This window comes from Paenibacillus ehimensis NBRC 15659, assembly GCF_004000785.1.
In the GTDB taxonomy this organism is placed as follows: Bacteria; Bacillota; Bacilli; order Paenibacillales; family NBRC-103111; genus Paenibacillus_G; species Paenibacillus_G ehimensis.
The window spans coordinates 68,749-95,255 of record NZ_BILX01000002.1 but is presented as its reverse complement, the minus strand read 5'-3'; the positions used below and the strand labels follow the sequence as shown (position 1 = coordinate 95,255).

The window sequence follows — 26,507 nt, the reverse complement described above, 5'->3', positions numbered from 1 at the left end:
AGTTGTGCTTGCTTCATGTCTTAATTGTAGTCCGGATGCGGTCTTGCGAAAACCGACCTGTGTCGGTTTTTGAACTGGACCTAAGGAGGGGAATCAATTCTACCAAAGTCGGAACAAATGTAAAATTTTACCTTTAGACAACGGCCATAATTTGTTTATACTAATGCTATCCTATAAAAGTTGGGGAGTAGAATATGAAAAACGATCAAGGTGCTGAGAACGTTCCTAAAGCCAAGGGGGAACGGTTTACTTCAAGCGGCTTTATTCTTGCCGCGATCGGGAGCTCGGTAGGGCTCGGCAACATGTGGAAGTTTCCTTATATTACGGGCAAGCATGGGGGAGCCGCATTTTTCCTGTTGTTTATCGGTTGTTTGATTGTCGTGGGGCTGCCGGTGCTGCTGGCCGAGATGACGATTGGGCGGGGCGGCCGGGCGAACGCTTCGCTAGCTTTCTACAAGCTGACCAACAAAAAAGCATGGGGCTACTTGGGATTTCTATCCGTCCTTACCGCTTTTTTAGTCATGTCTTACTATGCCGTCGTAGCTGGGTGGACGCTGCATTATACTGTGGAATCGTTTACAGGGCTGTTATTCCAGCAAGGTACGGACTACAAGGACAAGTTCGTCACGTTCGCGGGCGGGTCCTGGCCTGTGTTCTGGCAAGCGGCCGTTATGATCCTCAGCGGCTGGGTTATTGCGAGGGGCGTCTCCGGAGGGATCGAGAAGTTCAATAAAATTTTGATCCCGGGCTTCCTGATCATCCTGCTGGTGCTGATGGTCCGTTCGCTTACGCTTCCCGGCGCAGGCGCAGGGGTCGAGTTTTTCTTGAAGCCGGATTTCTCCAAATTGGACGCGGAGTCCGCGCTCATTGCATTAGGGCATGCCTTCTTCTCCTTATCGCTCGGGATGGGCATCATGATCACGTATGGATCGTATGTCGATAAAAGACAATCCCTTGGCAGCGCAACGCTGGCGATCGGGTTCGGGGATCTGATTTACGCGTTTATTGCCGGGATCGTTATATTTCCGACCGTCTTCTCTTACGGTTTGAAGCCTGGCGAAGGGGTAGGCCTGGCGTTCATGGCGCTTCCTGCCGCATTCGCCCAGATGCCGTTTGGCGCGATCTTCGGAGGGTTGTTCTTCCTGCTGCTCGCGATTGCCGCGCTGACCTCCGCCGTCTCCATCCTGGAGGTTCCGGTTGCGTATGCGATGAACCGCTGGGGCTGGACCCGGAAGAAAGCGGCCGTGATCGTGTCCGTCGCGTGCTTTGTGGTCGGCATCCCGTCGGCCCTCTCGGTCGGCGGCGTGCTCGGCTCCTTCACCCTTGGCGGAAAGTCGATCTTTGACTTGGTCGATTTTATGACGTCTTACGTGCTCATGCCGCTGGGCGGCTTGGTCGTTACGCTGTTTACCGGCTATGCGTGGAAATTGGCCGGGGAAGAAGCGGGCCTGAGCGGCTTCTGGTACCGCGCTTGGATGTTCCTGCTGAGAGTCGTATCGCCGATTCTGATTATTCTGGTGTTCTTGTATTCGGTTGGCCTTCTGTCCTTTTAGGACGGGAAGGATGGGATAAAAAAAGAGAAGGGCTCCTGCCCTTCTCAGGCTGTCGACAAATGTTCGACAGTCATTTTTATATCCATATGATTTAATACGACACTGCGGTAATGCCAAACAAGATAAGCAACAAAACTATTTTATCAATTGCTTAATCAGCTCGCGGTTTCTGCTCTGAAAAATTTCATTGTGGGAAGAAACCATTCCGCTTGCATGGGCTTCCGGCTGAATGTACAGCTTGGCTTGGTTGACGGCATTGGCCGCGTCATGAAACGCTCCGGCAATCAAATGCACTTTCCCTTCGTACGAAATAATATCTCCCGCTGCAAAAATCCCCGGCTCGGATGTAGCGCTGTTTGTCTGTCCGGCCAGGAAGTACTCATTGGCCATCTCAAGCTTCACCTGGCTATTTTCCAGCAACGATCTGTCCCGTTCATAGCCGTGATTGATAATCACTTCGTCAATGGTCAGCTCCTGTACTTCGCCCGTCTCATGGTTGGTCAGTTCCACCCGCTCAATCTTCTCCTGGTTGGAGGCCGCAATCAGCTTCGTAATCGTCGTGTTAAAGAAGCACTTGGCCGAGCTGTTCAGCAGCTGCTTCACCTGCGCCTCGTGCCCGGAGAGCGTATCTTTGCGATAAGTTAAATACACCTGCTTGGCGATCGGCTCCAGCTCGTTTGCCCAGTCGACGGCCGAGTTTCCTCCGCCGGAAATGATGACGGTTTTATCCTTAAACCGTCTCAGTGATTTGACGGTATAGCTCAGGTTGGATACCTCGAATTTCTCGGCGCCCTCCAAATCGATTCTTTGCGGCTCCAAAATTCCCCCGCCGATGGCAAGAATGACGGTTTTGGTGTAATGCCGCTCGCCTGCAGAAGTATGCAGGACGAATACGCCGTTTTCGCCACGCTCAATCCGCTCTACTTTTTGATTCAATACCACAGTAGGATCGAAGGTTAACCCTTGCTGAACAAGCTGCTCGATCAGCTTCTCACCGAGCGTTGGCGTCAGACCGCCGACATCCCAAATCATTTTTTCCGGATAGACATGGACTTTCCCGCCCAGTCTTGGCTGATATTCGATCAGCTTGGTCTTCATTTCTCTTAAACCGCTGTAAAAAGATGCGAACAGCCCGGCAGGGCCTCCGCCGATAATCGTGACGTCAAACAGTTCCTCGTTGTTCATCCGTGATCCTCTCCTTTGCTAAGCTTAGCGACGCGCTCTATTTTGCCAAAATATGTTTCACGATCGTTTTGACCCCCAGCTCAATTCCCAACGGCCCACCCGCCGCAATCGAGCTGTCCAGGGCGTACATATGCCCGTTCTTAATGGCTTGAAGAGAGTTCCAGGCAGAATCGCTTTCCAGGTTTTTCAGATAGCCTTGCAATTTTTTCGACGAGCCTCCGATGTCAGCAACAAACATATAATCGGGGTTCATCGCTGCCAGCCCTTCCAGGGAGATCTGCTCCCCTTTTGTCGACATGGCTACGTATTTGCTTGGCGGGTTTAAAGCAAGACCGCTTTCCTTGTTGAAAACAAACTGTGTGGTAAAGCCCCAAAATTGCTTGTCACCCAACATGATCACGCCAAAGGTTTTGTCGCTGAATTTTTTCAACTGTTCTTTGGAATCGGCAATCAATGTTTGAATCCGTGTAATTTCATCCTCGGCCTTTTGCTCTTTGCCGAAGATTTTTCCGTATTCCCGCAGCGCGCCTTGCCAATTGTTTTCATTGCTGTCCACCGTTACAACCGGGGCGATTTTCTCCAGCTTGTCGCCGTAGCTCCCGTACCGACCCGAGACCATGATGATGAGATCGGGGCTGATTTCCAGCAGCTTGTCCAGATTGGGGCTCGTCATGGAACCGATGTCGACAATCGGTTTGTCCTTATATGGAGCGAGGGATTCCCATTCCTTCAGAACATTCAGGTCTGTCGCCGCTGCAGGAGATTCATCCAGCAAAAACAAATGCTCAAAATTGCGGAAGAACAAAAGAGCTACTTTCTCAGGCTTTTTTTCCAGTACGATCTCGCGTCCAAGAGCATCGACATATGTTCTCGGCCATTTTCCCGTTTCCTGAGAGGCTTTTTCGGGAGTGGCGCTTCCCTCCTTGGCCGGGGCTGTGCTGTTTGCTGCTGAACCGTTGTTAGGCTTCGGCGTTTCGGCGCAACCGGCTAAAATACCCGCCAAAAGTGCGATAGAGACGAATAGTCTCATGAGTGCTTTCATTCTGACTCCTCCGTTGTGACTTGAGTTTTGCTTGAAAAACGAAGCTACGGTCAGTTTAGCAAAACGCATTTTAGAGAGGAATGGAGCCATCCTGAAATCCATATGGATTATTCCTGAATCGCCCCCTGAACTCGGCCGGAGAGACGCCCACCTGTTTTTTAAAGATACGGCTGAAATATAAAGCGTCTGCGTAGCCGACGCCTTTCGCCACCTCGCCGATCGGCGCGTCGTTAGCCAGCAGACATTCCTTCGCCCGATTCAGACGATAGGCCATCAAATACTTGCCGGGGCCCATGCCCGCATACTTCTTGAAGACATAGAACAAGCGATTTTCGTTGATGTCATTTTGTTCAGCCAAAGCACGTACGCTAAGTCCATCCATATAATGCTCGTGTATGTACCTGGATACTTGCTCGAATAACGCTTGCTCGCCATCGTTGCTTTGGTTTCGCACACAGACAAACAGTTCCTCCAAGACGCAGCGAAACAACGTTTCTGTCTGAAAAGCGGAAATCCCGCCCGGCTCACCTGAAGAGCGCCACAAAAGCTCAAGCAGCTCCGTCAAACGGGGGCTTTGTCCCGGGGTAAGCTGAAAATGCGCTTGGGACAAGGAAAATCCGGACGGCTCGGGCGCGCAGACCCGGTATAAAACAAGTAAGTACTCCCATCCGGTGTCGCCGAGAACCCTCCGATTCAGTGGCATACGGGCGCCGCCGTGCACTACATGACCCGGGGCAAGCGTATAGGACGTTCCGCTGAAATCAAACTCGGCCTTTCCTCTTAATGGGAATACAAAGCCCGGGAAAGGCTCCGTATAGTCATCGCAGCTCATGCCCGGACCGCGCACATAGCGACAGACTTGTTCCACTTGAAAAGAGGTACGCGCAAAATGCTCGGCAAGCTTGTTGATGTCTATCTTCATTTCACACACCTCCTGCAATCAAGCGCCGCTGCGCGATGTGCTCATCCACTCCACCCCGCTGGGACGAGCGGTCGCCTTCCTCCTGGTAAAACCGCACAACTTAATCATACCTATATTGATATTGATAATCAATCTCATTTCGGAAGGAATTTCCTAAGAATGGGGCGCAAAAGAAGCTAAGCTGAATAAATTCACTTGTTAGAGCAAGTAGAAACTCCATTTCTTTAACAAGAGGCGCTTCCGATCTTGGCGGCAGCCGGGGGCAAATGTCTGATGAAAATAATTTGCAAAGGACATCCAAATAAAGATTGGCCCTTGCCGCAAGCCATGCGAACAAGGGTCATTTTTTTGGATAAGAGTGCTTTCTTTTTATTTAAGATTATTTGCTGGAAGATCGAGCTCTTTACGTAATTCTTTTAACTGTTTTTTGTCCGTCTAAATAGGCTTGCTTTTCTTTTTCGATATCAAGCTGTTTGATCCTTTTTCCTTCCGCAACGACCAAAATAAGATACCCAGAAAATTAGAAAAAGGCCGCTCTTTCGATAAAATCGATTTCCACCACAGAACCCGATTCGAAAGAGGCGTTCCTTCGACGTTTGCTTTCACTTGACCGCATTACTTTTCCCACTATGGAATAGGGGATGATGATTAACGAAGTTGCAATTATTATGTTCATCGTTTCATTCTTGGAATCGGGAAGTGACTGGCCTGTGATGGTGTAAGAGCTTCAATAACTTTTTGTCGCTAGACGAAAGCCCTCTTTTATCTTCTTCAAAAGCAATCTATGCCGACGGCGTGGCTGCGGCAGAAAGTTTACTAAATTCCTTAGAAGTATTAAAGTAAAAAGAAGAAAGACAGTTGTCCTCGTGGATAGCCATTACCTGATGAGAAAAAGGGTGCCGTGAAGGAGAAGGTAACGATGGGTCATGAAAGCAACGCCAGCCGCGAACAGACGGGGCTGCGCGTATTGGTGATAACGGCCGTTGCGGCCGAGAGAGATGCCGTGCTGCGCGGGCTGCGGGGCGACGCCAGGTTCGACGTCGTGGCCGGAGGCGTCGGCCCGGCTGCGGCTGCCGCAAGCGCCACGAAGGCTTTGGCTGCGGCTGGATACGGCCTGGTCGTCAGCGCCGGAATCGGCGGCGGCTTTCCCGGCCGGGCGGAAATCGGCTCGCTGGTGGTCGCGGACGCGATCATCGCCGCCGATCTGGGCGCCGAGACGCCCGAAGGCTTCCGCAGTGTGGACGAGCTGGGCTTCGGCTCCAGCCGGATCGCGGTCGATGCCTCTCTCGCTGCGCGATTGACGGAGGCGCTGCAAAGAGCCGGGCTGCCGGCGCATACGGGTCCGGTGCTCACGGTGTCCACCGTGACCGGCACGGCGGCGACCGCCTCGGAGCTGGCGGCCCGGGTGCCGGGAGCTGCGGCCGAGGCCATGGAAGGCTTCGGCGTGGCGGCAGCTGCCCGCGACCGCGGGCTGCCGGTGCTTGAGCTTCGCGCCATCTCGAATGCGGTCGGCCCGCGCGACCGCGAAGCCTGGCGGATCAAAGAGGCGCTGGACGCGTTGGAAGCGGCGGGTGCAATTTTACTGGAGGTGCTACGATGAAGATCGCTTTTTCTCCTTGCCCGAATGATACGTTTGTGTTTCACGCTTGGGTTCACGGGCTGGTTCCCGGTGCTCCGAAGCTTGACGTAACGTATGCGGATATCGATATTACCAATCGGCTCGCGGCGGAGCCCGGGGGGCCGGACGTGCTCAAAATATCGTTCGCGGCGCTGCCGTGGGTGCTGTCCGACTACGCGCTGCTGCCTTGCGGGGGCGCGCTCGGACGTGGGTGCGGGCCGCTGGTGCTCACGAACAATCCGGCGGTCAGCGCCGAAGGTCCGGCCGCCTTGGCAGGGCGCCGGGTCGCGGTGCCGAGCGACCGCTCGACCGCGTACCTGCTGTTCCGCTTGTGGGCGGCGCAGCAGGTGCCAGACGGCGTGGGCGAGATCGTCGTGATGCCGTTTCACGAGATTATGCCCGCGGTGCGCGACGGTCAAGTGGATGCCGGGCTGGTCATCCATGAAGCCCGGTTCACATACCCTTCGTACGGCTTGACTCTGCTGTCCGATCTCGGCAGCTGGTGGGAGACGGATACGGGCCTGCCGATTCCGCTCGGAGCGATTATCGTCCGCCGGTCGCTGGACCGGACGGCGATTGCCGAATGGACCCGCGCCTCGGTCAAGTACGCATGGGCGCATCCCGAAGCGTCTCAGGACTATGTGATGAGCCATGCGCAGGAGCTGTCTCCGGAAGTGGCACGCGCGCATATCGACCTGTACGTGAACGAGTATACGGCGAATCTGGGCGAGAGCGGCTACGGCGCGGTTGAGGCTCTGCTGGGCCGGGCGGCGAAGGAAGGGTTGGTTCCGTCCTTCGACTTGTCCCTGCTGCGCTGAGGAGCGGGGGACCAACCAACCGACAGATAAACGACTTGGCCCGGGAGGCGAAACGCATGTCCAAGAAAGAGAGCGAGCTGCCGGTCTTATTATTTGCAGACCAGCCGTCTTGGGAAGCTTGGCTGGAGCAGAACCATGCCACATCGGCCGGAGTCAGGCTGCGTCTGGCGAAGAAGCAAGCGGATGTCATTACGATAACGTACCAGGAGGCGCTGGAAAGCTCCTTGTGCTATGGCTGGATCGACAGCCGGAAGGAAGCTTACGACGAGAGCACCTGGCTTCAACGGTTTACGCCCCGCGGCGCGAAAAGCATCTGGTCCAAGGTCAATAAGGACAAAGCGGAAGCGCTGATCGCCAGCTGCCGGATGCGGCCTCCCGGCCTCCTGGCCATTGAAGCCGCGAAGCGGAACGGGCAGTGGGACAAGGCGTATGAGCCGCAAAGCCGCGCCGCCGTGCCCGACGATTTGCAAAGCGAATTGGACCGCAATCCGCAAGCCAAAGCTTTCTTCGAATCGCTCGACAGCCAGAACCGGTACGCCGTTCTGTTTCGTATCCACAGCGCGAAAAAGGCGGAAACGCGGGCGAAACGAATTCAGCAATTCGTGTCGATGCTGGAGCGCGGCGAGAAGATTTACCCGTAGAAAAATCAAGCGAGGCCTTCCGCCCGAGGGTCTCGCCAAATTTTTTTAATCTTATTTTAATCTTCGCTTCAGTTAAAATTAAGGAAGACCCGTTACGATAGGCCTCAGGAACGAAAAAGGCGCAAAGTTCACGCTTTAATACACTACTCTTTGTAGTGTAACCGGTGCTGAGGATGCCGTGAGCTATCGAAGCTGAACACAACCTATCTTGGCATCAGGTGAACAAGGATTTTTTTTTGGTCAATAGCACTACATTATGTAGTGAAGTTGAAGGGGGCCGAGGGCCAACGCAAAGGCCCATGAACAAAACAGGCTGCAACGCAGCTCATATGACAGAGGAGGAATCATCATTATGAAACTGAAGTTGGTCGCTTTTGCCGTAGGTGCTGTCGTCATCGTCGTCGGAGGCTATGCCGCTTACGATTATTATGCCGGGAACCATGTGGCGGTACAGAATGTGATACCTGCGAATGCTTCGGCACAGGCTGCCGGGGGAGCCGTTGAAGCAAGCAAGCTGGACGGGCAATGGAATATCGGCCCGGATTCCAAAGTATACTTCTCGGTAACGACCTCCAAGGAAACCGTAAACTTCGAAGGCAGCGCGGTGAAAGGAAGCTGGACGCTCAATTCGTCCGACCCGTCCAAGATGAAAGCCGAGGCGGCGCTCGACCTCAAATCGATCTCATCCGGCAACTCGCAGCGGGACGAGCATATCAGAGGAGAGAAGTTCCTGAACGCCGCTGCGAACCCTGAAGCCAAATTCACCTTAAAGTCATTCGAGAACTTCCCTAAGACGTGGAAAGAGGGGGAGAAGGTTTCCTTCGACATGACCGGCACGCTTACCGTGAACGGCAAATCCAAGGACGTTACGTTCAAGAGCGACGCGGTTTACAGCCAAGACGCCATTCGCATGGAAGGCAGCACGATCGTGACCTTCGAAGATTTCGGCTTGAAAAATCCTCACGCGGTGGTCGTATCCACCGAGAACAACGTGACCGTACAGTTAAGACTTATCCTGAAGAAGTAAGCCGCCCGTGCACCGCAATCGCGCGTTCGCAGGCTGCAGGACCCGACGCTATAACGGCCTGCAGCCTGCGCATCGGCGCGTTTTTTTGCGCTTTGGCATCCGTTCGGGGCCGCCACCTTCCACCGTCGTCCTAATCCCGCCGAAAACATGGAAGATAATGCTTTCAGACCATCCAAAAGTTGGCCGATTTGTGTCCTTTTCATCTTGTCAGGGCAATTTTCTTTGATTATAGTGTGAGCATACCGGAGAATAAGAAACCTAGACGATCTTGCTTTTCACTACGTACAGCATGAAGACGCAGATAGGACGGATAACCGATGTGGAAAACGCAAATCAAGAAATTGCAGCGTGTACAGGATACTTATTCCTCAGTCTGCGGGCTTTCGATGTTCATTACCGACGCGGCCGGCGCTCCGCTGACCCGGATTTCCGGGGATCAGGCGCTGGCGCGTAAAATATGGGAGCAGCCGCAGCCCTCCTTGCAGGAGCGGCTTGCCGCGATCATCCGCGAAGTCGGCTGGAAGCTGAGACCGGTCGTGTATCAGTATTTGCGGGGACCCAAGATGATCGTCATGCCCTTCAAGATCGGAGAGCAGCCGGCCTTCTACGTCTGGTCCGGTATGATCATCGAGAAGCAAAGCCGGGAATTGATCAGACGCATCATTGAAACCGATTTTGCGGACGATGCCGACGATTGGCGCCGGGCATTGGACCTGGTTCCCGACACCCCGGAATCGTTAAAAGACGAGCTGGTCGAGAAGGTCGCGCAGTTTGCGGACATCGCCTCCGTATGGCTCGGGCAAGCCCAAAGCGACGAAGCGCATGCCCGCGACCTGAAGCGGGTTCACGACTTGTTCGGCCAAGCCGGGGCGGCGGAGCCTGCCGTCCTCCAAACCGCGGCCGAGCGGCTTATGGCCGCAGCGAAGCTGGATTTTGCCGGATTCGCCATTTCCGGGGAGGACGAGCGGCTGTGTGTTCAATATATGGTTGGCGGAGAGGACTGCGAGAAGCTGATTGGCGCCCAGGCTTGTTTGGGAGAGGGCTTTCTGGGTCAGATCGGGCTAACGGAGAAAATGGGGTACTGGGAAGATGTGACGTGGGATCCGCGGAGAGGCTTTTTTACCGACAAAGGCCTTCATCCCCAAGCCTTCGTCGGCTTCCCCGCGAAAATAAAGGACCAGTTGGTCGGCGTCTTGTTCGGAGGACGATTTGCTCCGGGCGGCATCACCTCCGAATCGATCGAATTGGGCCGGCTCATTGCACAAGTGTTGGCTTCGCAACTGAATACGGTTCGGCTGGAGGAAGCGGCGAGCCAGCAAATGGCCCGGTTGTCCACGCTGCTCGGCGTCGCGCAAGCGATTGTGGACGTGGACGACCCGCGAAGCGTGCTGTTTATGCTGGCCGATGTGTCGCATCATCTGATCCAAGGCGCTTTTTCCTGCATGTTATGGAAGGACCCGGCGGCCGGAACCGGAGTGCAGGCGATCTCCCGGGGCATGACAGCGGAGCAGATGGAACATTACGCCCAAGACGCGGCCGTCCGTCAGTTTACGAACCGTCCCGAGGGGACGCTGCGTCATCCGACCGTGTTCGAGGCGGACAATGGAATTGTCGTGTGCGAGGTTCCTCTCGTTTGTTCGGGCGAAGTGAAAGGGATTCTGGGCGTCGGTCTGCATAACGAGAAAGAGGTTGCGGTGTACCGTCCCTTTTTGACCGCCTTGTCGCTTCTTGGAGAAATCCGGCTGCAGCATTTGCAGGGGGCGGCCCGGCTACAGGACCGGGAGCGGACCGGGCTGCTGCATTCGGCCATGGCGGAGTGGAACGAACCGGCCTACCGCGAGACCGTGCAGGCGCTAGAGCTTGCCCGCCGGTTTGCCCAAAAGCTGCGGCTGCCGGAAGCGGAGATCGAGGAGCTTAGCGAAGCCTGCATGCTCTCGGGCTGCGAGCCGGCGTTTCTGGAGCGGACGGCGGGGAGCCATCCGGGTGCGAAGCTTCTGCGGGATGCCCGCGGGCTGATGCAGGAGTCCGGCCCCAAGCTGACGACCTCCTTTTCGATGAAAGCACAGGTTTTGTCCTTGGTCCTGCGGTATGTCCGGCACCGGGAGAATCAAGCTGCCATACCGTGCCCGGCGGTCGAACCGGAGCTGAGGCAGGCCTTTGCCGCTTTCGTCCAAGGCGAGCGGGTGATCGAGAGTCTTATATCGCTGCGGGAGGCGAGGGGGACGGCCGATGCGGATATGGAGAAGGACCTGCCTTCCCCGGGGCTGATGGAGTCCTATATCCCCCTGACGCCAAGGGAACGGGAAGTGTTCAACTTGATCCTTCGCGGCTTAAGCAATCTGGAAATTGCCGAAAAGCTGTTCATCAGCACCCATACCGTAAAAAACCATATTACAAAAATTTACGAAAAGCTCGGCGTCAGCGACCGGACACAGGCGTTGGCCAAAGTATACTTAACCGGCTTGCAAGTTAAAATATGACGTCCTATTCACCTGCCGTACGGCGGGTTTTTTTGTGTCTATAGGAACCGGTTCCTCATTTATTGTGCCGGATTTGGGCGAATTTTGAGAGAGATAGGTGATACTTTTATCCTAGTTCCTCGGGCACAATGAAAGTGGCAATGAAAACGAACGGGGAGGAACGCTATGGGGAGTCGTTTGCCGCACGGTCCATTTCTCGCCCATATCCATGATCAGAAGACGGGAGTGGTCATTACCGACCCGACGCTTCCGGACAATCCGATTATTTATGTAAATCAGGGCTTTACGCAGCTTACGGGGTATTTGGCCGAAGAAGTCATCGGGTGCAACTGCCGCTTTCTGCAAGGGCTGGGCAGCGATCCCGACGCCATCGCCGGCTTCCGGGAACAGCTGCCGCTCGTCCGGCCGTTCAGCGTGGAGCTTTTGAACTACCGCAAGGATGGGACCTCGTTCTGGAATCAGGTCAAAATCGTCCCGGTACCGGACGACCAGGGCTCTCTTGCGTATTACGTCGGCATCCAGCGCGACGTGACCGAAAGCCGGCTGACCGAGCATGCGCTGGCCGGAAGAAGCGTGATCCAAACGTTTTTGCTAGCCTACGGAAACTCAACCTAAAGTCGCTAATCAAGGGAGGACGAAACCGTGAAATTATCAGTTGGAAAGAAAATGTATGCCGGCTTTATTATCGTGCTGCTGATCGCAGGAATTATCGGCTGGACCGCGATCAACCGGATGCAAAAGATGAATGAAGAAACATCAGAAATTACGACGGTTTGGATGCCGGGAGTGGAATCGATCAATAACATCAATTACTTGAAGGAATTCGTGCTCACGACGACGCTTTCTCACATCTTATCGCCGGATCAAAGCACGATGGAATCTTTGGAGAAAACCCGCAGCGAGCTTCTGACGAAGATCGACCGGGAATTCCAAGCGTACGAGAAGACGATCGTTTTGGAGGAGGACCGCAAGCACTTCGACGCCATGGTGAAAGCGTGGAAGGCGTTCATCCCTTTGAACGATAAGACGATTAAGGAAAGCCAGAAGCGGAACGAGGCCGAAGCCTATGCCCTTTACTTGCAGAGCCAGGAGGCGCTCAAGGGCTTGTTCGCAGACGTAGAGGCGCTCGTGAAGCTGAACCATGACGGAGCCGTTCAATCGAGCAAGGATTCAAGCGACGCTTACGATTCCGGCTTCCTGATGACGCTCATCTTCCTGATTGCGGGCCTTGTCATCGGCGCGGGGACCGCGGTATTCCTGACGCGCTCCATTACAAAGCCGCTGGCGCTTGTCACCGGCAGCATCAGTGAAGTATCCCGCGGCAACCTGACGATCGATCCCGTTCAAGTCGCGAGCCGGGACGAGCTCGGGCTGTTGGCCCAGTCGACCAACGACATGATCGTCAGCCTGCGCCGTCTGATTGCAAGCGTACTGGAATCGGCGCAAAACGTCGCGGCCGCTTCGCAGCAAATATCCGCCAGCTCGCAGGAGATCGCAGGCGGCGCTTCGAGCCAGGCGACCGCTGCGCAAAGCGTGAACGAATTATTCCGCGAGCTGTCGATCGCCATCGATTCGGTAGCGCAAAGCGCGGAAGCCTCGGCGGATTTATCGACGCAGGCGAAGGAGATGGCGCAGGAAGGCGGTACGACCATTCACTCGACGGTAGCGGCCATGACGCAGGTCGAGAAGCAGATGTCGCTGCTTCAGGACGATTCGGGCAAGATCGGCCAAATCATTGCGGTCATCGACGATATTGCCGATCAAACCAATCTTCTTGCGCTGAATGCAGCTATCGAAGCGGCCCGCGCAGGGGAACAAGGCAAAGGCTTTGCCGTCGTCGCCGACGAAGTCCGCAAGCTGGCCGAGCGGAGCGGCAATGCGACCAAAGAAATCGCATCGATTATCAGCGGCATGCAAAAAAATACGCTGCAAAGCGTGGACGCGGTCAGCCATGCGGTGGCGTTAGCGCATAAGATCGGGACGGCGTTCGAGCAGATCGTCGCCAAGGTCAACGAAACGGCGGTTCAGGTGAATGAAATCGCCGCCGCCAGCGAGGAGCAAGCCGCGCAGGCCGGAGAGGTGCTGGGAGCCGTCGAGACGATTGCGGCAGCCAGCGAGGAAGCGGCGGCTGCGGCGGAAGAGACCGCCTCGTCGACGCAATCGCTGGCCAAGATGGCAGAGGAACTGAACGGTTCCGTGTCCGCTTTTCGCATATAGGTGACCGCAGATGACGACGGTAACGGAGCGGGGGCCATTTGTCGAGATCGGGATCGGGAAAGAAAGATATGCGATCCATATTCACGAAATCCATGAGATTATTAAAATGCAGGAGATTACGCCGATTCCCGGCGGACGGCCGAACTTGCTGGGGGTGATAAACCTGAGGGGGAAAGTAACCCCTGTCGTCAGCTTGCGCAGCAGGTTCGGACTGCCGGAGGCGCCGTTTACGAAATCGAGCCGGATTGTCGTCATCCGACACGAAGAGATGATGGTGGGACTCGTGGTCGATCAGGTGTTTCAGGTGACCGCCATCGAGGACATCCAGCCGCCCCCGGACCGGGCGGGCGGAGCGGAGCACCCCTGCATCTCGGGCGTAGGCCGGGCAGGGGCGGGGCTTGCGGGCATTTTGAAGCCAGAGCGCATTTTGTTCGGGTGAGACGGCATTTTCGGAGCAAGGAAGGGGGTTTTCAAGGTGAGCTTTCATACGGAGGCCTACCTGGGCATTTTTCTCGACGAACTGGACGAGCAGCTGCAGGTGCTGGATGAAATGCTGCTTAAGCTGGAGCAGGACGGAGACGATATGGAGACGGTCGGAGCCATCTTCCGCGCAGCCCACACGCTCAAAGGCTCCTCTGCGGCGATGGGCTTCGACCGGATGAAGGAGCTGACCCATCAGATCGAGAACGTGTTCGAGCTGATTCGGAACAGGCAGCTTGCGGTGGACTCCTCGCTGATTACGCTGCTGTTCCAAGGCATTGATTATATCAAGGTGTTGAAGCAGGCGATTGTCGCTGGGCAGCCGGAGGAAGCGGACATCGGGCCGCTCGTCGAATCGTTGGACGGCATCCGGCGGAGGGCGCTCGGAGAGCCGGCGGAGCCCGAAAGCAAGGCGCCCCTGAAGAACGAGGCCCATGACGCGTGGGAACAGGTCGCAAAGTTCCACGACCACGAGAAAGAAGCCATCGCGCATGCGCTGCAATCGGGTTATCAGGTCATGACGCTGTATGTGAGGATTGCATCGGACGCCGTGATGAAATCGGTACGGGCGCTGCTCGTTTATACGAAGGTGAAGGAATCGGGGGAAGTGATCGCCGTATACCCGCCGACGGAAACAATCGAGGACGAGCATGCGTTCCAGGGCACGCTGCTGCTCACGCTGATCACGGAGGAAGACAAGCAGTCGCTCGTCGATACGTTGAATCATATCTCGCATATTGATTCCTATCACATTACGCCGATTACGCCGGACAATCTGGACAGCTTCTGCAGGGGGACGGAAGAAGCTCCTGCCGAAGCGTGCACGCCGGAAGAGGCGGCCCCCGAAGCGCCTGTCAACGCGAGAACGGAGCCGGATGCGAAGATCAAGGTGAATCCGACGGTGCGCGTCGATGTGGACCGGCTCGAAAATCTGCTCAATTACGTCGGAGAGCTGATTATCGACAACACCCGTCTGATCGAAGTGAAGAACCGGCTGTCCGGGCAATTCAAGGAAAACCCGGACGTCGCCGTGCTGCACGACATCTGCAACCATCTGAGCCGCGTCGTCGGCGAGCTGCAGGACGGGATGATGAAGACGAGAATGCTGCCGATCGAGCAGCTGTTCAACCGGTTCCCGCGGATGGTCCGAGATTTGGCCCACCATATCGGGAAAGAGATCGATTTCGCTATCGAAGGAAAAGAGACCGAGCTCGACCGCACGTTGATTGAAGAAATCAGCGATCCGCTCATTCATATTTTGCGCAATGCCGTGGATCATGGCATCGAGAGCCCGGAAGAGCGGGGGAAAGCGGGCAAACCGGCCAAGGGCCGGCTGCTGCTCAAGGCCGCCCATCAGGAGAATCAGATCGTCATTTCCATCCGCGACGACGGGCGGGGGATCGATCCGCACAAAATTAAACAGTCGTCGATCGCCAAGGGCTTCGTGACCGAGGAAGAAGCGGGCCGGATGACCGACAAAGAGCTGATGTTTCTCATCTTCAAATCCGGCGTATCGACGGCGGACCGCGTGACGGACTTGTCGGGCCGCGGGGTCGGGATGGATATCGTCCGCGCGCATATCGAGAAGCTGAACGGCCTGATCGACATCGACAGCTCGCCGGGCGCGGGCACGGTCTTTACGATCAAGCTGCCGCTGACCTTGGCGATCATCCGTTCGCTGCTCATCAAGCTGGGGACCAGCACCTTCGCCCTTCCGCTTGTGAACGTCATCGAGATCGTCCGGTTGTCCGCCGAGGATATCGAGACCGTCCAAGGACAGGAGGTATGCGTCATTCGCGGGACCGTTTTCCCGCTCGTGCGCCTGCATCGGCGCTTCCGGATTCCGCAGGACGCTGCGCCCCGAAGACTGCTTGTCGTTGTCGTCGGTCTGGCCGAAAAGCGGGTGTGTCTGGTCGTGGACGAGACGGTCGGCAATCAGGAAATTGTTATCAAATCGCTCGGTCCGTTTGTCGGCGAGGTGCCGTATATCGCAGGCTCGACCATCCTCGGCAACGGCAATGTGGCGCTCATTCTGGACGTCGGGTCGCTGGTCAAGGAAGAAGGCTCGCTGCTCTTGGCCAAAGAGAGCGAGATGCAGAAGAAGGACGCGATCCAAAGCGGCGAATCCCAATACGTCGCCTTTAAGCTGGCCGGCGAGCAGTATGGGCTGGACATCCGCAAGGTCAAGGAAATTATCGCGATTCCTCCGGTGACGAAGATGGTGAACGCCCCTTCGGAGCTGCTGGGCATTATCAATCTGCGCGGAACGGTGCTGCCGGTTTACGATCTGCGGCTATGCTTGCGTCTGCCGGAGGAACGGCCGACGGCGAAATCGCGGGTTATCGTAATGGAGGCGGAAGGACGGGACGTCGGGATCGTGATCGACGAGGTGACGGAAGTGCTGCGCGTCCGGGATGCCGAGATCAAGGCTGCCGGCTCCGTCATGCGCATCGATGACCGGTACCTTCGCGGAATTTATCAGCAGGACGACCGTTTCTTCATTTTGCTCGATATGGATCGTCTGCTGGAAGGCACAGCGGCCGGGGAAGCCGTGCAAACGCAGCTTGAGATATTATCTCCGCGCTAATCCGGAAGGCGATTGCCGATGAAGCTTGCCAACCGTTCGTCCGTTATGGTAAAGTTGTAAATAACTTGAACAGAGGAGGTGAAGGTAGGATGAATCACGAGATGGCGAACAACCGTATTAGCCAGCTGCCGATGGCTATGGCTGGCATTGTGCATGCTTTTTCCGTCAACGGGAGAGGTCTGTCCAAAAATGCCTATACGGTTTCACCATTCGCGAAAATAATCCTACCTTAACCGCAAACGGATGCCAGTCCGAAGAGCCGTAGGGATTTTTTCCCGCGGCTCTTTTTGTTGCCCACAGGTTAGGATCACACGAGGAGGACTCCTTAAGATGATCGTTAACTGTCAAAATATAAAAGCGTACCATGGCGCACAGCTTGTTCTTGAAGACGTAACCTTGGACATTCGGCAAGGCGAACGCATCGGACTGATCGGCCGCAACGGAAGCGGCAAATCGACTTTATTGCAATTGATCGCCGGGCGGCTTCGTCCCGACGCCGGGCAGCTGACCGTCCGGAAAGGAACCCGAATCGGCTATTTGACGCAAGTTCCGGCGGAGTTCGAAGGCCGGACCGTGTATGATGTGCTGGCTCTCGGCCATCAGGAGCTGCTGGAGTGCCGCTTGAAGATGGCGGAGCTGGAGAAGCTCATGTCGGAGCCGGGGGCCGCCGACGGTCCGGACCGGCTGGCCGGGTGGCTGGAGCAGTACGCGGCGCTGCAGGAGAAGTTCGAGCGCGAGGGCGGCTACGAGCTGGATGCCGTCATCGAGCGGGTCGCTGACGGCCTGCGGATTGACCGTGGCTGTTATACTCAGGCGTACGCCACCCTGTCGGGAGGAGAGAAGACCCGTATCAATCTGGCCTCGCAGTTGATTCGGAAGCCCGAGCTGCTGCTCCTGGACGAACCGACGAATCACCTCGACTTGCACGGGGTCGAATGGCTGGAAGACTATTTAACCCAGTACGACGGAGCATGTCTGATCGTCTCGCACGACCGGTATTTTCTGGACCGGGTCGTCACGAAGATCGTCGAGCTGGAGGACGGCGAATCGCAGTCGTACTTCACCAACTATACCGGCTATATGAAGGAGAAGGAGGAGCGGCTGCTTCAGCAGTTCGCCGACTATCAGGAGCAGCAGAAGAAGATTAAGAAAATGACGGAGGCGATCAAGCGGCTGGAAACGTGGGGGCGGATCGGCGACAATGAGCAGTTTTTCCTGCGGGCGGCTTCGATGCAAAAAGCGCTGGACCGCATGGAGAAGCTGAAACGGCCGGTGCTGGAGGCGAAGAACGCCGATTTCGGGCTGACGCAGGCGGAGCGCTCGGGCCGCAAGGTTGTGACGCTGGAGGGCATCGGCAAAAGCTACGGAAGCCGGAAGCTGCTGGACGCGGTCGACGGAGCGCTGGCTTATGGTGACAAGGTCGTGCTTATCGGGAAGAACGGGTCGGGGAAATCGACCTTGTTCAAGCTCATCCTCGGCGAGGAAGCCGTGGACGAGGGACGCTTCGAATGGGGCGCGCGCGTCGACATCGGCTATTTGGCCCAGCAGGAGTACCCGGATGCGCCGAAGAAATCGGTGCTGGACTATTTTCGCAGCGAAGCGGGGCTTGAGGAAGGGGAGGCCCGGAGAATTCTGGCCAAATATTTGTTTTACGGCCCGGACGTGTTCAAATCGGTCAACCTGCTGTCGGGCGGGGAGTGGACGCGGCTGAGGCTGGCACTGCTGGTGCTTCGCAAGCCGAATCTGCTGCTGCTCGACGAGCCGACGAACCATCTGGACATCGCCTCGCGGGAAGCGCTGGAGGAAGCGCTGGAGACGTTCCCGGGCACCGTGCTTGCCATCTCGCACGACCGGTATTTCATCAACCGGCTCGCCGGGCGCATCTGGGAGCTGGACAACGGCAGGATCACCGTCTATCTGGGCAACTTCGACGAGTATCAGGAGAAACGGAAGCAGCGCGGAGGCTCGGGCGAGAGCGGTATGGTTCAGGGAGCCGGAGCTTCTCCTGCGGCCGTAAAGGCAAAGCCTGCGGGTCCGGCCCCGGCGCAGGGTAAGCCGCACGGACGCGGGAAAGCGGCAGACCGCGGGCGGGAGCGCGACATGCTGGAGCGGTCCATTGTTCAGGCGGAGGAGCGGCTTACCGCTCTGGATGCCGCCATGCAGGAGCCGGAGGCGGGTGCGGATGCCCGTACGCTTAGCGAGCGATGGGCGGAGCGGGAAGCCGTGCAGGAAGAGCTCGACCGCCTCTATGAGCAATGGCTGGCGGCGGAGGAGTAAGCAGGTTTCCGTGTTGCCGCCGGTCCGCGTTTGCCCCTACAATGGGGATGATAAGGCTCTGACAACCATCACAAGAATAGGATTAAGGGAGGAACTGCTCGGTGGACCGCGGCGCATGGAATTGTTACGCATTCGATTTCGTCGATATGCAGCTGAAGCAAATCTCCGAGGTCTGGACCCTCCGGACGAATTCGGATCCCGGTATGAACCGGCTCGTCTTTGTGGTAAGCGGCGAAGGGGAGCTGTGCGCTTCCGATGCCCGCATTCGCTTGGAAGCCGGCAGCCTGTTCGTCTGCCGGCCGGGCTTGAATCCGTATGCGGTTCGTGCCGTAAGAGGCGGGCTGGCGATTTATTACATCGAGTTCGCTTCGGCCAAAACGTACAGACAGGGGGGGCAATGGGCGGTTGAGGAGTGCCCTTTGCCCGTGCAAGGGATCGTGCAAAACATTCCCGTTCCTATCGTCCGGCGGTGTATGGAAACCTTGTACGAATGCTGGAACGCGGGCTCCGAGGCAGAGGCGCATCGGGTTCAGGCAGGCCTGACCGAGCTGTGGCAGTCGATCCTGACGCCCGGCGCGGATGCGAAGGAGCCGCAGGCCTCGCAGGCTGTGATCCGCAGCATTCAGGACTACTTCGACGAACATTATACCGAGACGTTCCCGGTAGAAGAGCTTGCCTATGCGCGGGGGATGAAGCCGACGTCGTTTTTCCAGAGCTTCAAACGCAGCACCTCCTTAAGTCCGCTTCAATATATTACCGCCAAGCGGATCGAGAAAGCCCGAGAGCTGCTGGCCACCCGCGACATGAAAATAAAAGAAGTATCCAAGGCAGTCGGCTATACCGATGCTTATTATTTCAGCCGAATCTTTAAAAGCGCGGTTGGGGTATCCCCGGTCGAATACATGCAGTCGCTTCGCAAAACGATCGTTGTGCTGAATCCTTTCTTATGGGCGGGATTAACGGCGCTCGGAATTCCGGGCGACCGTATGGTCGTTCTGTCCAAAGAGGAGCACAGCGAGGACCCGGCGGCCGAGCTCGATCTTGCGCCGCTGCGCGCCCGGCAGCCCGATCTGATTCTCGGCTCCGAGAAGGAGGCCGTCTGGTACGACGTCTTGGCCGAGATCGCCTCGACCCGGCTCATTCCGTATAAACGCCAATCGTGGAAGGAGCACTTGATTCAGCTGGCGGCGGCCATCGGAATGGAGGAGGTCGCGGGATATTGGATGCGGTCTTACGAACGCAAAGCAGCGGCGGCCCGTCATCGGATCCATCAATCGCTGCGGAATGAGACGGTGCTTGCCGCCCGCATCTGGCGGCATGGGCGGGTTAGGGTATTCGGCGAGCAGCGGCGCAAGGTCGGAGATTTTTTATACCGGGAGCTTCGGTTGAACGCCCCTGCGCGTATCCGCGGCTTCGCTTTCGAGGAGCTCGACAGCGTCGGGAAGCTGAACGATTATGAGGCGGACCATCTCCTCCTCTTTACCGAGCCCGGCTTTGACGCCGGCTGCCTCCACGGGTTGAAAGGCAAGGTATATCAGGCCGGAGAGTATCCGTGGCTGCACTATTCGGCGCTCGGCCATGAGAAAGCGCTCGCCGAAGCTGTCGAATTGTTCGGCAAGCGGGAGTTCTGAAGAAAAATACAGGTCTTGGCGAAGATTCGTCTATTTCAATCCGGGGCGTTTTCTGTACAATTTTATAGTGAGAATGAATATCACTATCATTGACAGGGGGACAACTTTCGTGGAGGCTGCGCAATTTCAGACGGCTCGGACGATCATAGAGAGAAGATCCATCAAGCAATTCAAGCCGGACCCCGTATCGGAAGAGCTCTTGTACGAGCTGCTCAATGTGTCGGTGTGGGCGCCTAATCACGGGCTCCGGGAGCCGTGGCGGTTTATTTTGTTTGTAGACGAAGGGAAGCGGACGCTGGGCGAGGCGATTGCGGGCCATGCCGTGAAGAGCCGTTCGCCGGAGACCTATATGAACATCCCGGCGCACCTGCTGGTCGTGGTTCAGGAGGACCCCCGCCAGCGGGAGCGGGAAGAGGATTATGCGGCGGCGTGCGCCTTGATACAGAACTTCCAGCTGGCCGCCTGGGAGCGCGGACTCGGCGTGATTTGGAAGACGGAGCCGTTTACTTTCGTCCCGGGGTTCTTGAAAAGCGTCGGCGTTAAGCCGGGGGAAAAATTGGTCGGGCTTCTTCACATCGGCTATCCGGAAGCGGTTCCCGAGGCAAGGCCGAGAACGCGGGCGGAAGAAAAGCTGACGGTCGTTCGCTCATCCAATGCAACGGAGGACCTGCATACCGATGGCTCTATCCCAGCCGGCCTTCGATAAAGCGCCGATCCGCAGCCGCCCGTGGATGGCCACCGTTCTTCTGACGGTCGGCGTATGTGCAATCCTGCTCGGGATCGGCACCTCGATTGTGACGGGGGTAGCGCACATTACGTTCGGAACGGTGTGGGAGTCGATTGTGGCTTACGATCCGGGCAACGATCATCATGTCATTATTCAATCGCTGCGCATGCCCCGCGCGCTTGCCGGGGTACTGGTCGGCGCGGCGTTCGCCGTCGCAGGAGCGATCATGCAGGGGATGACCCGCAATCCGATTGCCGACACCGGACTGCTGGGCATCAATGCGGGGTCGGGCTTTGTTCTCGTCCTCGTCTTTGCGTTCTTTCCTTGGCTTCCCTTCGGAGCGATTATCTTATTCTCGTTCATCGGTGCGGGCTTGGGCGCGGGCTTGGTATACGGCATCGCTTTCTTTGCCAGAGGGGGGTTAACGCCGCTGCGGCTCGTATTGGCCGGCGCCGTCGTCGGTTCGCTGCTGTCGGGCGTCAGTCAGGCGCTGTCGCTGCTGTTCCAAATCAATTACGATCTCGCCTTCTGGACGGCCGGCGGCATCTCGACGGCGGAGTGGTTTCAGGTATCCGTGATGCTCCCGTGGATCGCGGGCGGGCTGATCGCCGCGATGGCCGTCTCCCGGTCCGTGACGATCTTGAGCTTGGGCGAAGACGTGGCGGCGGGGCTTGGCCAACGGACGAAGCTGGTGAAAGGGATCGGCACGGTGGTGGTGATGGTCTTGGTCGGGGCATCCGTGTCTACGGTCGGCGGCGTCGGTTTTATCGGGTTGATCGTTCCGCACATGGTCCGCTTTCTGGTCGGTGTCGATTACCGGTGGATTATTCCTTGCTCCGCCGTGCTGGGCGGGGTGCTGGTCGTCTTCGCCGATATCGGAGCGAAAATGGTCGCTCTGCCCTATGAGACGCCGTTAGGCTCCATTATTGCCGTGCTGGGCGTTCCTTTCTTTCTCTATCTGGCGCGCAAGGAACGGAGGGAGCTGTCGTGAGTACGGATACGTTCGTGCAGCATCGCGGCCGCCGCAGCCTCCGGCTGATCGTGTTGTTCGGCGCGCTGCTGCTTGTGCTGTTTGTCGTTAGCATGAATACGGGTCGCTATAGTATGGCCCCGCTGGAGGTAGTGCAGACGCTGCTTGGCGAAGGAAGCCGTAAGCAGAACATCGTCCTGTTCGATCTGCGTCTGCCGCGCATGATCATTGCCGTGCTGATCGGGGCGGGGCTTGCGGTGTCCGGCGCGGTGCTGCAGGGGATATCGCGCAACGGGTTGTCCGACCCGGGCATTCTCGGCATCAATGCCGGCGCGGGCTTCGCGGTCCTGCTGTTCGTCTCGTTCTATCCGGCGACCAGCGTGGCGCCGCCGTTTCTGATGCCTTTTCTCGCTTTGGCGGGCGCTGGCTTGTCCGCTCTTCTCATTTACATCCTCTCGTATAAAAAAGAGAGCGGCATTTCGCCGACGCGGCTGCTGCTCACGGGTATCGCCGTGGGGGCCGGGATGAGCGCGGTCAGCGTCATTTTGACGCTGCAGCTCAATCCGCGAAACTTCGAATTTGTCGTCACTTGGCAGATGGGATCGCTATGGGGCTCGAACTGGAAATTCGTCCTCGCGCTGCTCCCTTGGATCGTCATCCTGCTGCCATACGTGTATTGGAAATCGAGAGTACTGAACGTACTGAGCATGAACGAGCAGATCGCGGGCGGGTTAGGGCTCTCAGTCAACCGGGAGAGGCTCGTGTTAATGGCAGCCGCCGTCGGCCTGGCGGCCTCCAGCGTGGCCATCGGCGGCGGCATCGGGTTTATCGGGTTGCTGGGCCCGCATATGGCCAGGCGGCTGGTCGGGCCGCAGCATCAATACATGCTGCCTGTTACGGCGGCGGTCGGCGCGCTGCTTGTGCTCGCCGGAGATACGATCGGCCGGAGCTTTATGGAAAATACGGAGATACCGGCCGGCGTGGTTATTTCGTTATTGGGCGGTCCTTATTTTATTTATTTGTTAATGCGGGCCAAGGCGTGATTTGAAAAATCGGTCAATATTTCCAAAGGGGGACAGGAGAATGCGTAAACATCGATTCGCGGCCGGGTTACTCGCGCTTTGTTTGGCTTCGGCCGGGCTCACCGCATGCAGCGGCCAGCAGAATGCGGCAGCGGGAACGGAGGCCGCGGGCTCCGGCCAGACCGCCGGTTTTCCGCGTACGATCAAACACGTGAAGGGCGAGCTGGAGCTGAAGGAGAGGCCGGAGCGAGTGGCCAGCGTCGATATTATGGGCACGGACTACCTGCTGGTGCTTGGGGTAGCTCCCATCGTGTCGGAAGGCTTCGAAGGAACGAAAGCCAAGTCGCCGATCTTCGCCAAGTATGCGGAAGGGATGAAGGTGGTCGATCTCGGCAGCAAGACGAACCGGGAAACGCTGCTGGAAATGGATCCGCAGGTGATTGTCATGACCAGCACAGGGAAGGGCTCCAGCTACGATGAATTCAATAAGCTGGCCCCTTCGATTGCCGTCGACTTTTCCTTAGATGCGGCGTCGAGGCTGATGAAATTCGCCGAAATTGTCGGCAAAGAAGAGAAAGCGAAGCAAGTGATTGCCGATTTTGAGAAGCTGAAGAGCGAAGCGAAAGCGGCTGCGGCCGGCCACAAGGGCGAAACGGCGTTGTTTCTCGTGGCGAACGGCAAAGATTTTACAGTCATGCATCCCAAGAACTTCCCGATTTACTACGAGGAAATAGGTTTGACGCCAGTAGCGGGGCTGCCCGAGGACGGAAAGATCGGGGGGCGGATCGGCATCGAAGCGCTCAGTGAATTCAAGCCCGATCATATCTTTATTGCCGCCAACCGCCGGGAGATGAAGGCCGAAGATCCGCTCGGCTTGATAAGTATTTGGAAGGATCATCCAGTGTGGAACAATCTCAAGGCCGTTAAGGAGAACCGCGTCTATCCGATCGATACGCTTGCCGGTGATACGTTCTTCCTTGGACAGGTGGCCGGGCTTCAGGCGATTAAAGAGCATCTCGGGACGAAGAAATAGAGAGAAGACAAAGGACGCATTTTTCGACGAAAACGGGGAGCTTCCTTGGTAAATAACGTGGCAGCAGCGGCCAGGAAGGCTGGGATGCTCCGAAACCGTAAACGAAAAGCCGCCGTTTCAGGCTTGGTCTCAAGCTGATGACGGCGGCTTTGCTCAGCCCAAGGCCAGGGCTTCTTCGCTTAAGGCAATTCGTTCGCCGGAGAGGCGTTCCAGCGAGAAAAGCGGGATCAGCTCGGCCGCTTTTGCCGGTTCGGGGCGATCGAGCAGGCCGGCTGCATACGCCAAGTGGCCGATCAAGCGTTCCGGCGGAACGCCGGCGGCACGGAGAGCGGCAAGAGAGAGGCTGCGGTCCCGTTTGGACAACCTGCCGCCCTCCGGCCCACAGAGCAGCGGAACGTGGCAGAAGCTCGGCGGCACAGCCCCCAGCATTTCGTACAGAACGAGCTGCCTCGGGGTCGAATCGAGAAGATCCCCACCCCGCAGCACATCGGTGATCCCCATAGCGGCATCGTCGACGACGACCGCCAGCTGGTAGCTGAATTGGCCGTCCGCGCGTTTGACGACAAAATCGCCAAGAGCACCGGGCGGCACGTGCTGCATGCCCGCTAGGCCGTCCTTGAAGGAGAAAGGGCGCTCCGGAACGGCCACGCGCAAGGACGGGGGCTTAGCCTGGGCTTTGCGCCTGCGCTCCTCCTCGCCGAGGGCCTTGCACAGCCCGGGATAAACTGCGCCTTCCGAGGCGAGACCGTGCGGGGCGCTGGCGATGGCGGCCAGCTCCGCCCGGCTGCAATAGCAAGGATAGAGCCGTCCGCAGCGCTGCAAGCGATCGACGGCCTGCTCATACAGCTCCAGCCGCAGGCTTTGCAGATAAGGACCGTAAGGGCCGTCGGCGGCCGGACCTTCGTCCCAGTCCAGTCCCATCCAGGTTAAATCCTCTACGATGAGCTGAGCATATTCCGGGCGGGAACGAGGCCCGTCGATATCCTCGATACGCAGCACGAACGTGCCGGAGGCTTGCCGCATTTGCAGCCAGGCGAGCAGCGCCGTGAAGGCGTTGCCGATATGCATCGGTCCCGAAGGCGTCGGGGCGAACCGTCCGCGTCTCATCGAATCACCTCGCAGGTATACAAAAAAGAGCAGGATTTCCCCTGCCCGGTTGTTTATGTATGTTGAATGTCATCCCTTGCAAAGCAGTATGTCAATGGCGGAGCCGACGGGATACTCTCCGTTTCACTCCGAGACTGCGAAGTAACGCTGCCGAAGTGAACGCTCCGACGAACCCTAAGGGTTCTCACCCCTTGCAAAGCAGTATATCAATGGCGGAGCCGACGGGATTCGAACCCGCGGTCTCCTGCGTGACAGGCAGGCATGTTAGGCCTCTACACCACGGCTCCGCGTTAGGGACAACTATGATAATACCACGACCTCCCGATTTTGGCAAGTAGCCCGGAGAGAAGAATAGGCCGGATGAAGGCAGCCGTGCAGTTCCCGGAAAGAAATCCGGGGCCGCCGGTTTTCCCGGTTCTTTCGGTTCCTGACTACAAATGGACACATTCCAGAAAATGAACGTCGGTTGGTCACAAAATGTTCACAATTGTCGAATATTGTTTTTCCACGTCTCCGCTCTTCGGAGGTATAATCTAAAGTATATAGGGTTCCGTTTCGACCTGATCATGCTCCCGAAAATGTGAAAATTGTAACAAGCTGAGGGGAAGCCTCCGAATGGCTTCTCCTCGCTTCCTGTATTTTCGAGAAAAAACATGATGTTTGCCTTGCTGACCAGGTGTCGACACAATTAACGGACTTCTATTCCAAAGTAAAGGAGGACGTTCTCTAATGTCAGTAGCATCCACTCAACAAGCGGTAGTTGCAGCCGAGCCCACCCGGGAATCCTTGGATGTGCTTGATCAGTTGATGAAGCCCGAGGTGCAGGAATCTTTAACGGTGTTGGTCGAGAATTTGCCGAAGCTGGCGGAAATGGTGACCATTCTCACCAAAACGTACGATTTGGTGCAAAATGTGGCCACGGACCGCGTATTTATCGAAGATATCAAAGGCGGCGTCGAAGAATTCGTGAAGCCGATTCAGGACACGGCCAAAAATTTGGCGTCTGCGGCGATCGAAGCCAATGACCGTGCGCAAGACGAATCTACGACGATCGGTCTGTTCGGTTTGCTCAAAATGCTGAAAGACCCGCAAGTACAAAAGATGTTCCGTTTTTCTCAGGCATTCTTGGATGTCTTGGCTGAGCGCCAACAGCAGCGTCAACAATAAAGG

General features: G+C 56.9%; 21 protein-coding genes, 1 tRNA gene and 1 pseudogene. 18 read left to right on the top strand and 5 right to left on the bottom strand.

Going from position 1 to position 26,507, the window contains the following annotated elements:
* The first annotated feature begins 194 nt into the window (after positions 1–194).
* Entirely contained in the window at positions 195–1,553 is a 1,359-nt protein-coding gene (locus tag PEH01S_RS01580) for a sodium-dependent transporter (RefSeq protein ID WP_127483704.1), read from the top strand.
* Positions 1,554–1,688: 135 nt separating this feature from the next.
* Here the strand turns inward: PEH01S_RS01580 and PEH01S_RS01575 are convergent, their stop codons facing one another.
* The 3 genes from PEH01S_RS01575 to PEH01S_RS01565 all read right to left on the bottom strand — a co-directional run bounded on the left by PEH01S_RS01575 (position 1,689) and on the right by PEH01S_RS01565 (position 4,702).
* A complete protein-coding gene (locus tag PEH01S_RS01575; RefSeq protein WP_025846630.1) occupies positions 1,689–2,738 on the bottom strand; it encodes an NAD(P)/FAD-dependent oxidoreductase in 1,050 nt (349 codons plus the stop codon).
* 37 nt (positions 2,739–2,775) lie between these two features.
* Entirely contained in the window at positions 2,776–3,780 is a 1,005-nt protein-coding gene (locus tag PEH01S_RS01570) for an ABC transporter substrate-binding protein (RefSeq protein ID WP_127483703.1), read from the bottom strand.
* 70 nt (positions 3,781–3,850) lie between these two features.
* Positions 3,851–4,702 carry a helix-turn-helix domain-containing protein gene (locus tag PEH01S_RS01565; protein WP_174807089.1) on the bottom strand — a complete coding sequence of 284 codons (852 nt, stop codon included), beginning with the start codon at positions 4,700–4,702 and terminating at the stop codon, positions 3,851–3,853.
* A 919-nt stretch (positions 4,703–5,621) separates the two neighbouring features.
* On the opposite strand from PEH01S_RS01565, the gene PEH01S_RS01560 reads away from it, so the two are divergent.
* The 16 genes and pseudogenes from PEH01S_RS01560 (at position 5,622) to PEH01S_RS01490 (ending at position 24,230) form a co-directional block, all read left to right on the top strand.
* Entirely contained in the window at positions 5,622–6,302 is a 681-nt protein-coding gene (locus PEH01S_RS01560; RefSeq protein ID WP_127483702.1) for a futalosine hydrolase, read from the top strand.
* Positions 6,299–7,138 (top strand): 1,4-dihydroxy-6-naphthoate synthase, encoded by an 840-nt coding sequence (locus PEH01S_RS01555; RefSeq protein ID WP_127483701.1) that lies wholly within the window; start codon positions 6,299–6,301, stop codon positions 7,136–7,138. The genes PEH01S_RS01560 and PEH01S_RS01555 overlap by 4 nt, the downstream gene beginning before the upstream one ends.
* A 56-nt stretch (positions 7,139–7,194) precedes the next feature.
* Complete coding sequence (locus tag PEH01S_RS01550; protein ID WP_127483700.1) at positions 7,195–7,779, top strand: YdeI/OmpD-associated family protein; 585 nt, start codon at positions 7,195–7,197, stop codon at positions 7,777–7,779.
* A gap of 352 nt (positions 7,780–8,131) precedes the next feature.
* Positions 8,132–8,806 carry a YceI family protein gene (locus tag PEH01S_RS01545; protein ID WP_127483699.1) on the top strand — a complete coding sequence of 225 codons (675 nt, stop codon included), beginning with the start codon at positions 8,132–8,134 and terminating at the stop codon, positions 8,804–8,806.
* A gap of 317 nt (positions 8,807–9,123) precedes the next feature.
* The gene (locus PEH01S_RS01540) at positions 9,124–11,286 is read left to right on the top strand and encodes a LuxR C-terminal-related transcriptional regulator (protein WP_127483698.1); all 2,163 of its coding nucleotides are present in this window, start codon (positions 9,124–9,126) and stop codon (positions 11,284–11,286) included.
* A 165-nt stretch (positions 11,287–11,451) separates the two neighbouring features.
* Positions 11,452–11,901, top strand: a complete 450-nt coding sequence (locus tag PEH01S_RS01535) for a PAS domain-containing protein (protein ID WP_127483697.1) — start codon at positions 11,452–11,454, stop codon at positions 11,899–11,901.
* 42 nt (positions 11,902–11,943) lie between these two features.
* Positions 11,944–13,335: pseudogene (locus PEH01S_RS01530) on the top strand (HAMP domain-containing methyl-accepting chemotaxis protein); the annotation flags it as partial.
* Between the two features lie 178 nt (positions 13,336–13,513).
* Entirely contained in the window at positions 13,514–13,942 is a 429-nt protein-coding gene (locus tag PEH01S_RS01525; RefSeq protein ID WP_025846615.1) for a chemotaxis protein CheW, read from the top strand.
* A 36-nt stretch (positions 13,943–13,978) separates the two neighbouring features.
* A complete protein-coding gene (locus PEH01S_RS01520) occupies positions 13,979–16,570 on the top strand; it encodes a chemotaxis protein CheW (protein ID WP_025846613.1) in 2,592 nt (863 codons plus the stop codon).
* An 89-nt stretch (positions 16,571–16,659) separates the two neighbouring features.
* Positions 16,660–16,803, top strand: coding sequence for a hypothetical protein (locus tag PEH01S_RS34425; protein WP_164827622.1), 144 nt, complete (start codon positions 16,660–16,662; stop codon positions 16,801–16,803).
* A 97-nt stretch (positions 16,804–16,900) separates the two neighbouring features.
* Complete coding sequence (gene abc-f / locus PEH01S_RS01515; RefSeq protein WP_127483696.1) at positions 16,901–18,847, top strand: ribosomal protection-like ABC-F family protein; 1,947 nt, start codon at positions 16,901–16,903, stop codon at positions 18,845–18,847.
* Between the two features lie 101 nt (positions 18,848–18,948).
* On the top strand, positions 18,949–20,478 hold the full coding sequence (locus PEH01S_RS01510) for an AraC family transcriptional regulator (protein ID WP_127483695.1): 1,530 nt from the start codon (positions 18,949–18,951) through the stop codon (positions 20,476–20,478).
* Between the two features lie 109 nt (positions 20,479–20,587).
* Positions 20,588–21,184 (top strand): nitroreductase family protein, encoded by a 597-nt coding sequence (locus tag PEH01S_RS01505; protein WP_025846608.1) that lies wholly within the window; start codon positions 20,588–20,590, stop codon positions 21,182–21,184.
* Positions 21,156–22,196, top strand: a complete 1,041-nt coding sequence (locus tag PEH01S_RS01500) for a FecCD family ABC transporter permease (protein ID WP_051570213.1) — start codon at positions 21,156–21,158, stop codon at positions 22,194–22,196. The genes PEH01S_RS01505 and PEH01S_RS01500 overlap by 29 nt, the downstream gene beginning before the upstream one ends.
* Positions 22,193–23,218 (top strand): FecCD family ABC transporter permease, encoded by a 1,026-nt coding sequence (locus tag PEH01S_RS01495; RefSeq protein WP_025846606.1) that lies wholly within the window; start codon positions 22,193–22,195, stop codon positions 23,216–23,218. The genes PEH01S_RS01500 and PEH01S_RS01495 overlap by 4 nt, the downstream gene beginning before the upstream one ends.
* A gap of 40 nt (positions 23,219–23,258) precedes the next feature.
* The gene (locus PEH01S_RS01490; protein ID WP_025846604.1) at positions 23,259–24,230 is read left to right on the top strand and encodes an ABC transporter substrate-binding protein; all 972 of its coding nucleotides are present in this window, start codon (positions 23,259–23,261) and stop codon (positions 24,228–24,230) included.
* Positions 24,231–24,383: 153 nt separating this feature from the next.
* Here the strand turns inward: PEH01S_RS01490 and gluQRS are convergent, their stop codons facing one another.
* Complete coding sequence (gluQRS, locus tag PEH01S_RS01485; RefSeq protein ID WP_127483694.1) at positions 24,384–25,337, bottom strand: tRNA glutamyl-Q(34) synthetase GluQRS; 954 nt, start codon at positions 25,335–25,337, stop codon at positions 24,384–24,386.
* 210 nt (positions 25,338–25,547) lie between these two features.
* A tRNA-Asp gene (locus tag PEH01S_RS01480) sits at positions 25,548–25,624 on the bottom strand.
* 442 nt (positions 25,625–26,066) lie between these two features.
* Between PEH01S_RS01480 and PEH01S_RS01475 the strand changes: the two genes are divergently transcribed.
* Positions 26,067–26,504, top strand: coding sequence for a DUF1641 domain-containing protein (locus tag PEH01S_RS01475; RefSeq protein ID WP_025852220.1), 438 nt, complete (start codon positions 26,067–26,069; stop codon positions 26,502–26,504).
* Positions 26,505–26,507 lie beyond the last annotated feature (3 nt).

Coding starts and splice junctions, on each gene's coding strand:
- PEH01S_RS01580 (WP_127483704.1), top strand. CDS start 195: ATGAAAAACGATCAAGGTGCTGAGAACGTTCCTAAAGCCAAGGGGGAA.
- PEH01S_RS01575 (WP_025846630.1), bottom strand. CDS start 2,738: ATGAACAACGAGGAACTGTTTGACGTCACGATTATCGGCGGAGGCCCT.
- PEH01S_RS01570 (WP_127483703.1), bottom strand. CDS start 3,780: ATGAAAGCACTCATGAGACTATTCGTCTCTATCGCACTTTTGGCGGGT.
- PEH01S_RS01565 (WP_174807089.1), bottom strand. CDS start 4,702: ATGAAGATAGACATCAACAAGCTTGCCGAGCATTTTGCGCGTACCTCT.
- PEH01S_RS01560 (WP_127483702.1), top strand. CDS start 5,622: ATGGGTCATGAAAGCAACGCCAGCCGCGAACAGACGGGGCTGCGCGTA.
- PEH01S_RS01555 (WP_127483701.1), top strand. CDS start 6,299: ATGAAGATCGCTTTTTCTCCTTGCCCGAATGATACGTTTGTGTTTCAC.
- PEH01S_RS01550 (WP_127483700.1), top strand. CDS start 7,195: ATGTCCAAGAAAGAGAGCGAGCTGCCGGTCTTATTATTTGCAGACCAG.
- PEH01S_RS01545 (WP_127483699.1), top strand. CDS start 8,132: ATGAAACTGAAGTTGGTCGCTTTTGCCGTAGGTGCTGTCGTCATCGTC.
- PEH01S_RS01540 (WP_127483698.1), top strand. CDS start 9,124: ATGTGGAAAACGCAAATCAAGAAATTGCAGCGTGTACAGGATACTTAT.
- PEH01S_RS01535 (WP_127483697.1), top strand. CDS start 11,452: ATGGGGAGTCGTTTGCCGCACGGTCCATTTCTCGCCCATATCCATGAT.
- PEH01S_RS01525 (WP_025846615.1), top strand. CDS start 13,514: ATGACGACGGTAACGGAGCGGGGGCCATTTGTCGAGATCGGGATCGGG.
- PEH01S_RS34425 (WP_164827622.1), top strand. CDS start 16,660: ATGAATCACGAGATGGCGAACAACCGTATTAGCCAGCTGCCGATGGCT.
- abc-f (WP_127483696.1), top strand. CDS start 16,901: ATGATCGTTAACTGTCAAAATATAAAAGCGTACCATGGCGCACAGCTT.
- PEH01S_RS01500 (WP_051570213.1), top strand. CDS start 21,156: ATGGCTCTATCCCAGCCGGCCTTCGATAAAGCGCCGATCCGCAGCCGC.
- PEH01S_RS01490 (WP_025846604.1), top strand. CDS start 23,259: ATGCGTAAACATCGATTCGCGGCCGGGTTACTCGCGCTTTGTTTGGCT.
- gluQRS (WP_127483694.1), bottom strand. CDS start 25,337: ATGAGACGCGGACGGTTCGCCCCGACGCCTTCGGGACCGATGCATATC.
- PEH01S_RS01475 (WP_025852220.1), top strand. CDS start 26,067: ATGTCAGTAGCATCCACTCAACAAGCGGTAGTTGCAGCCGAGCCCACC.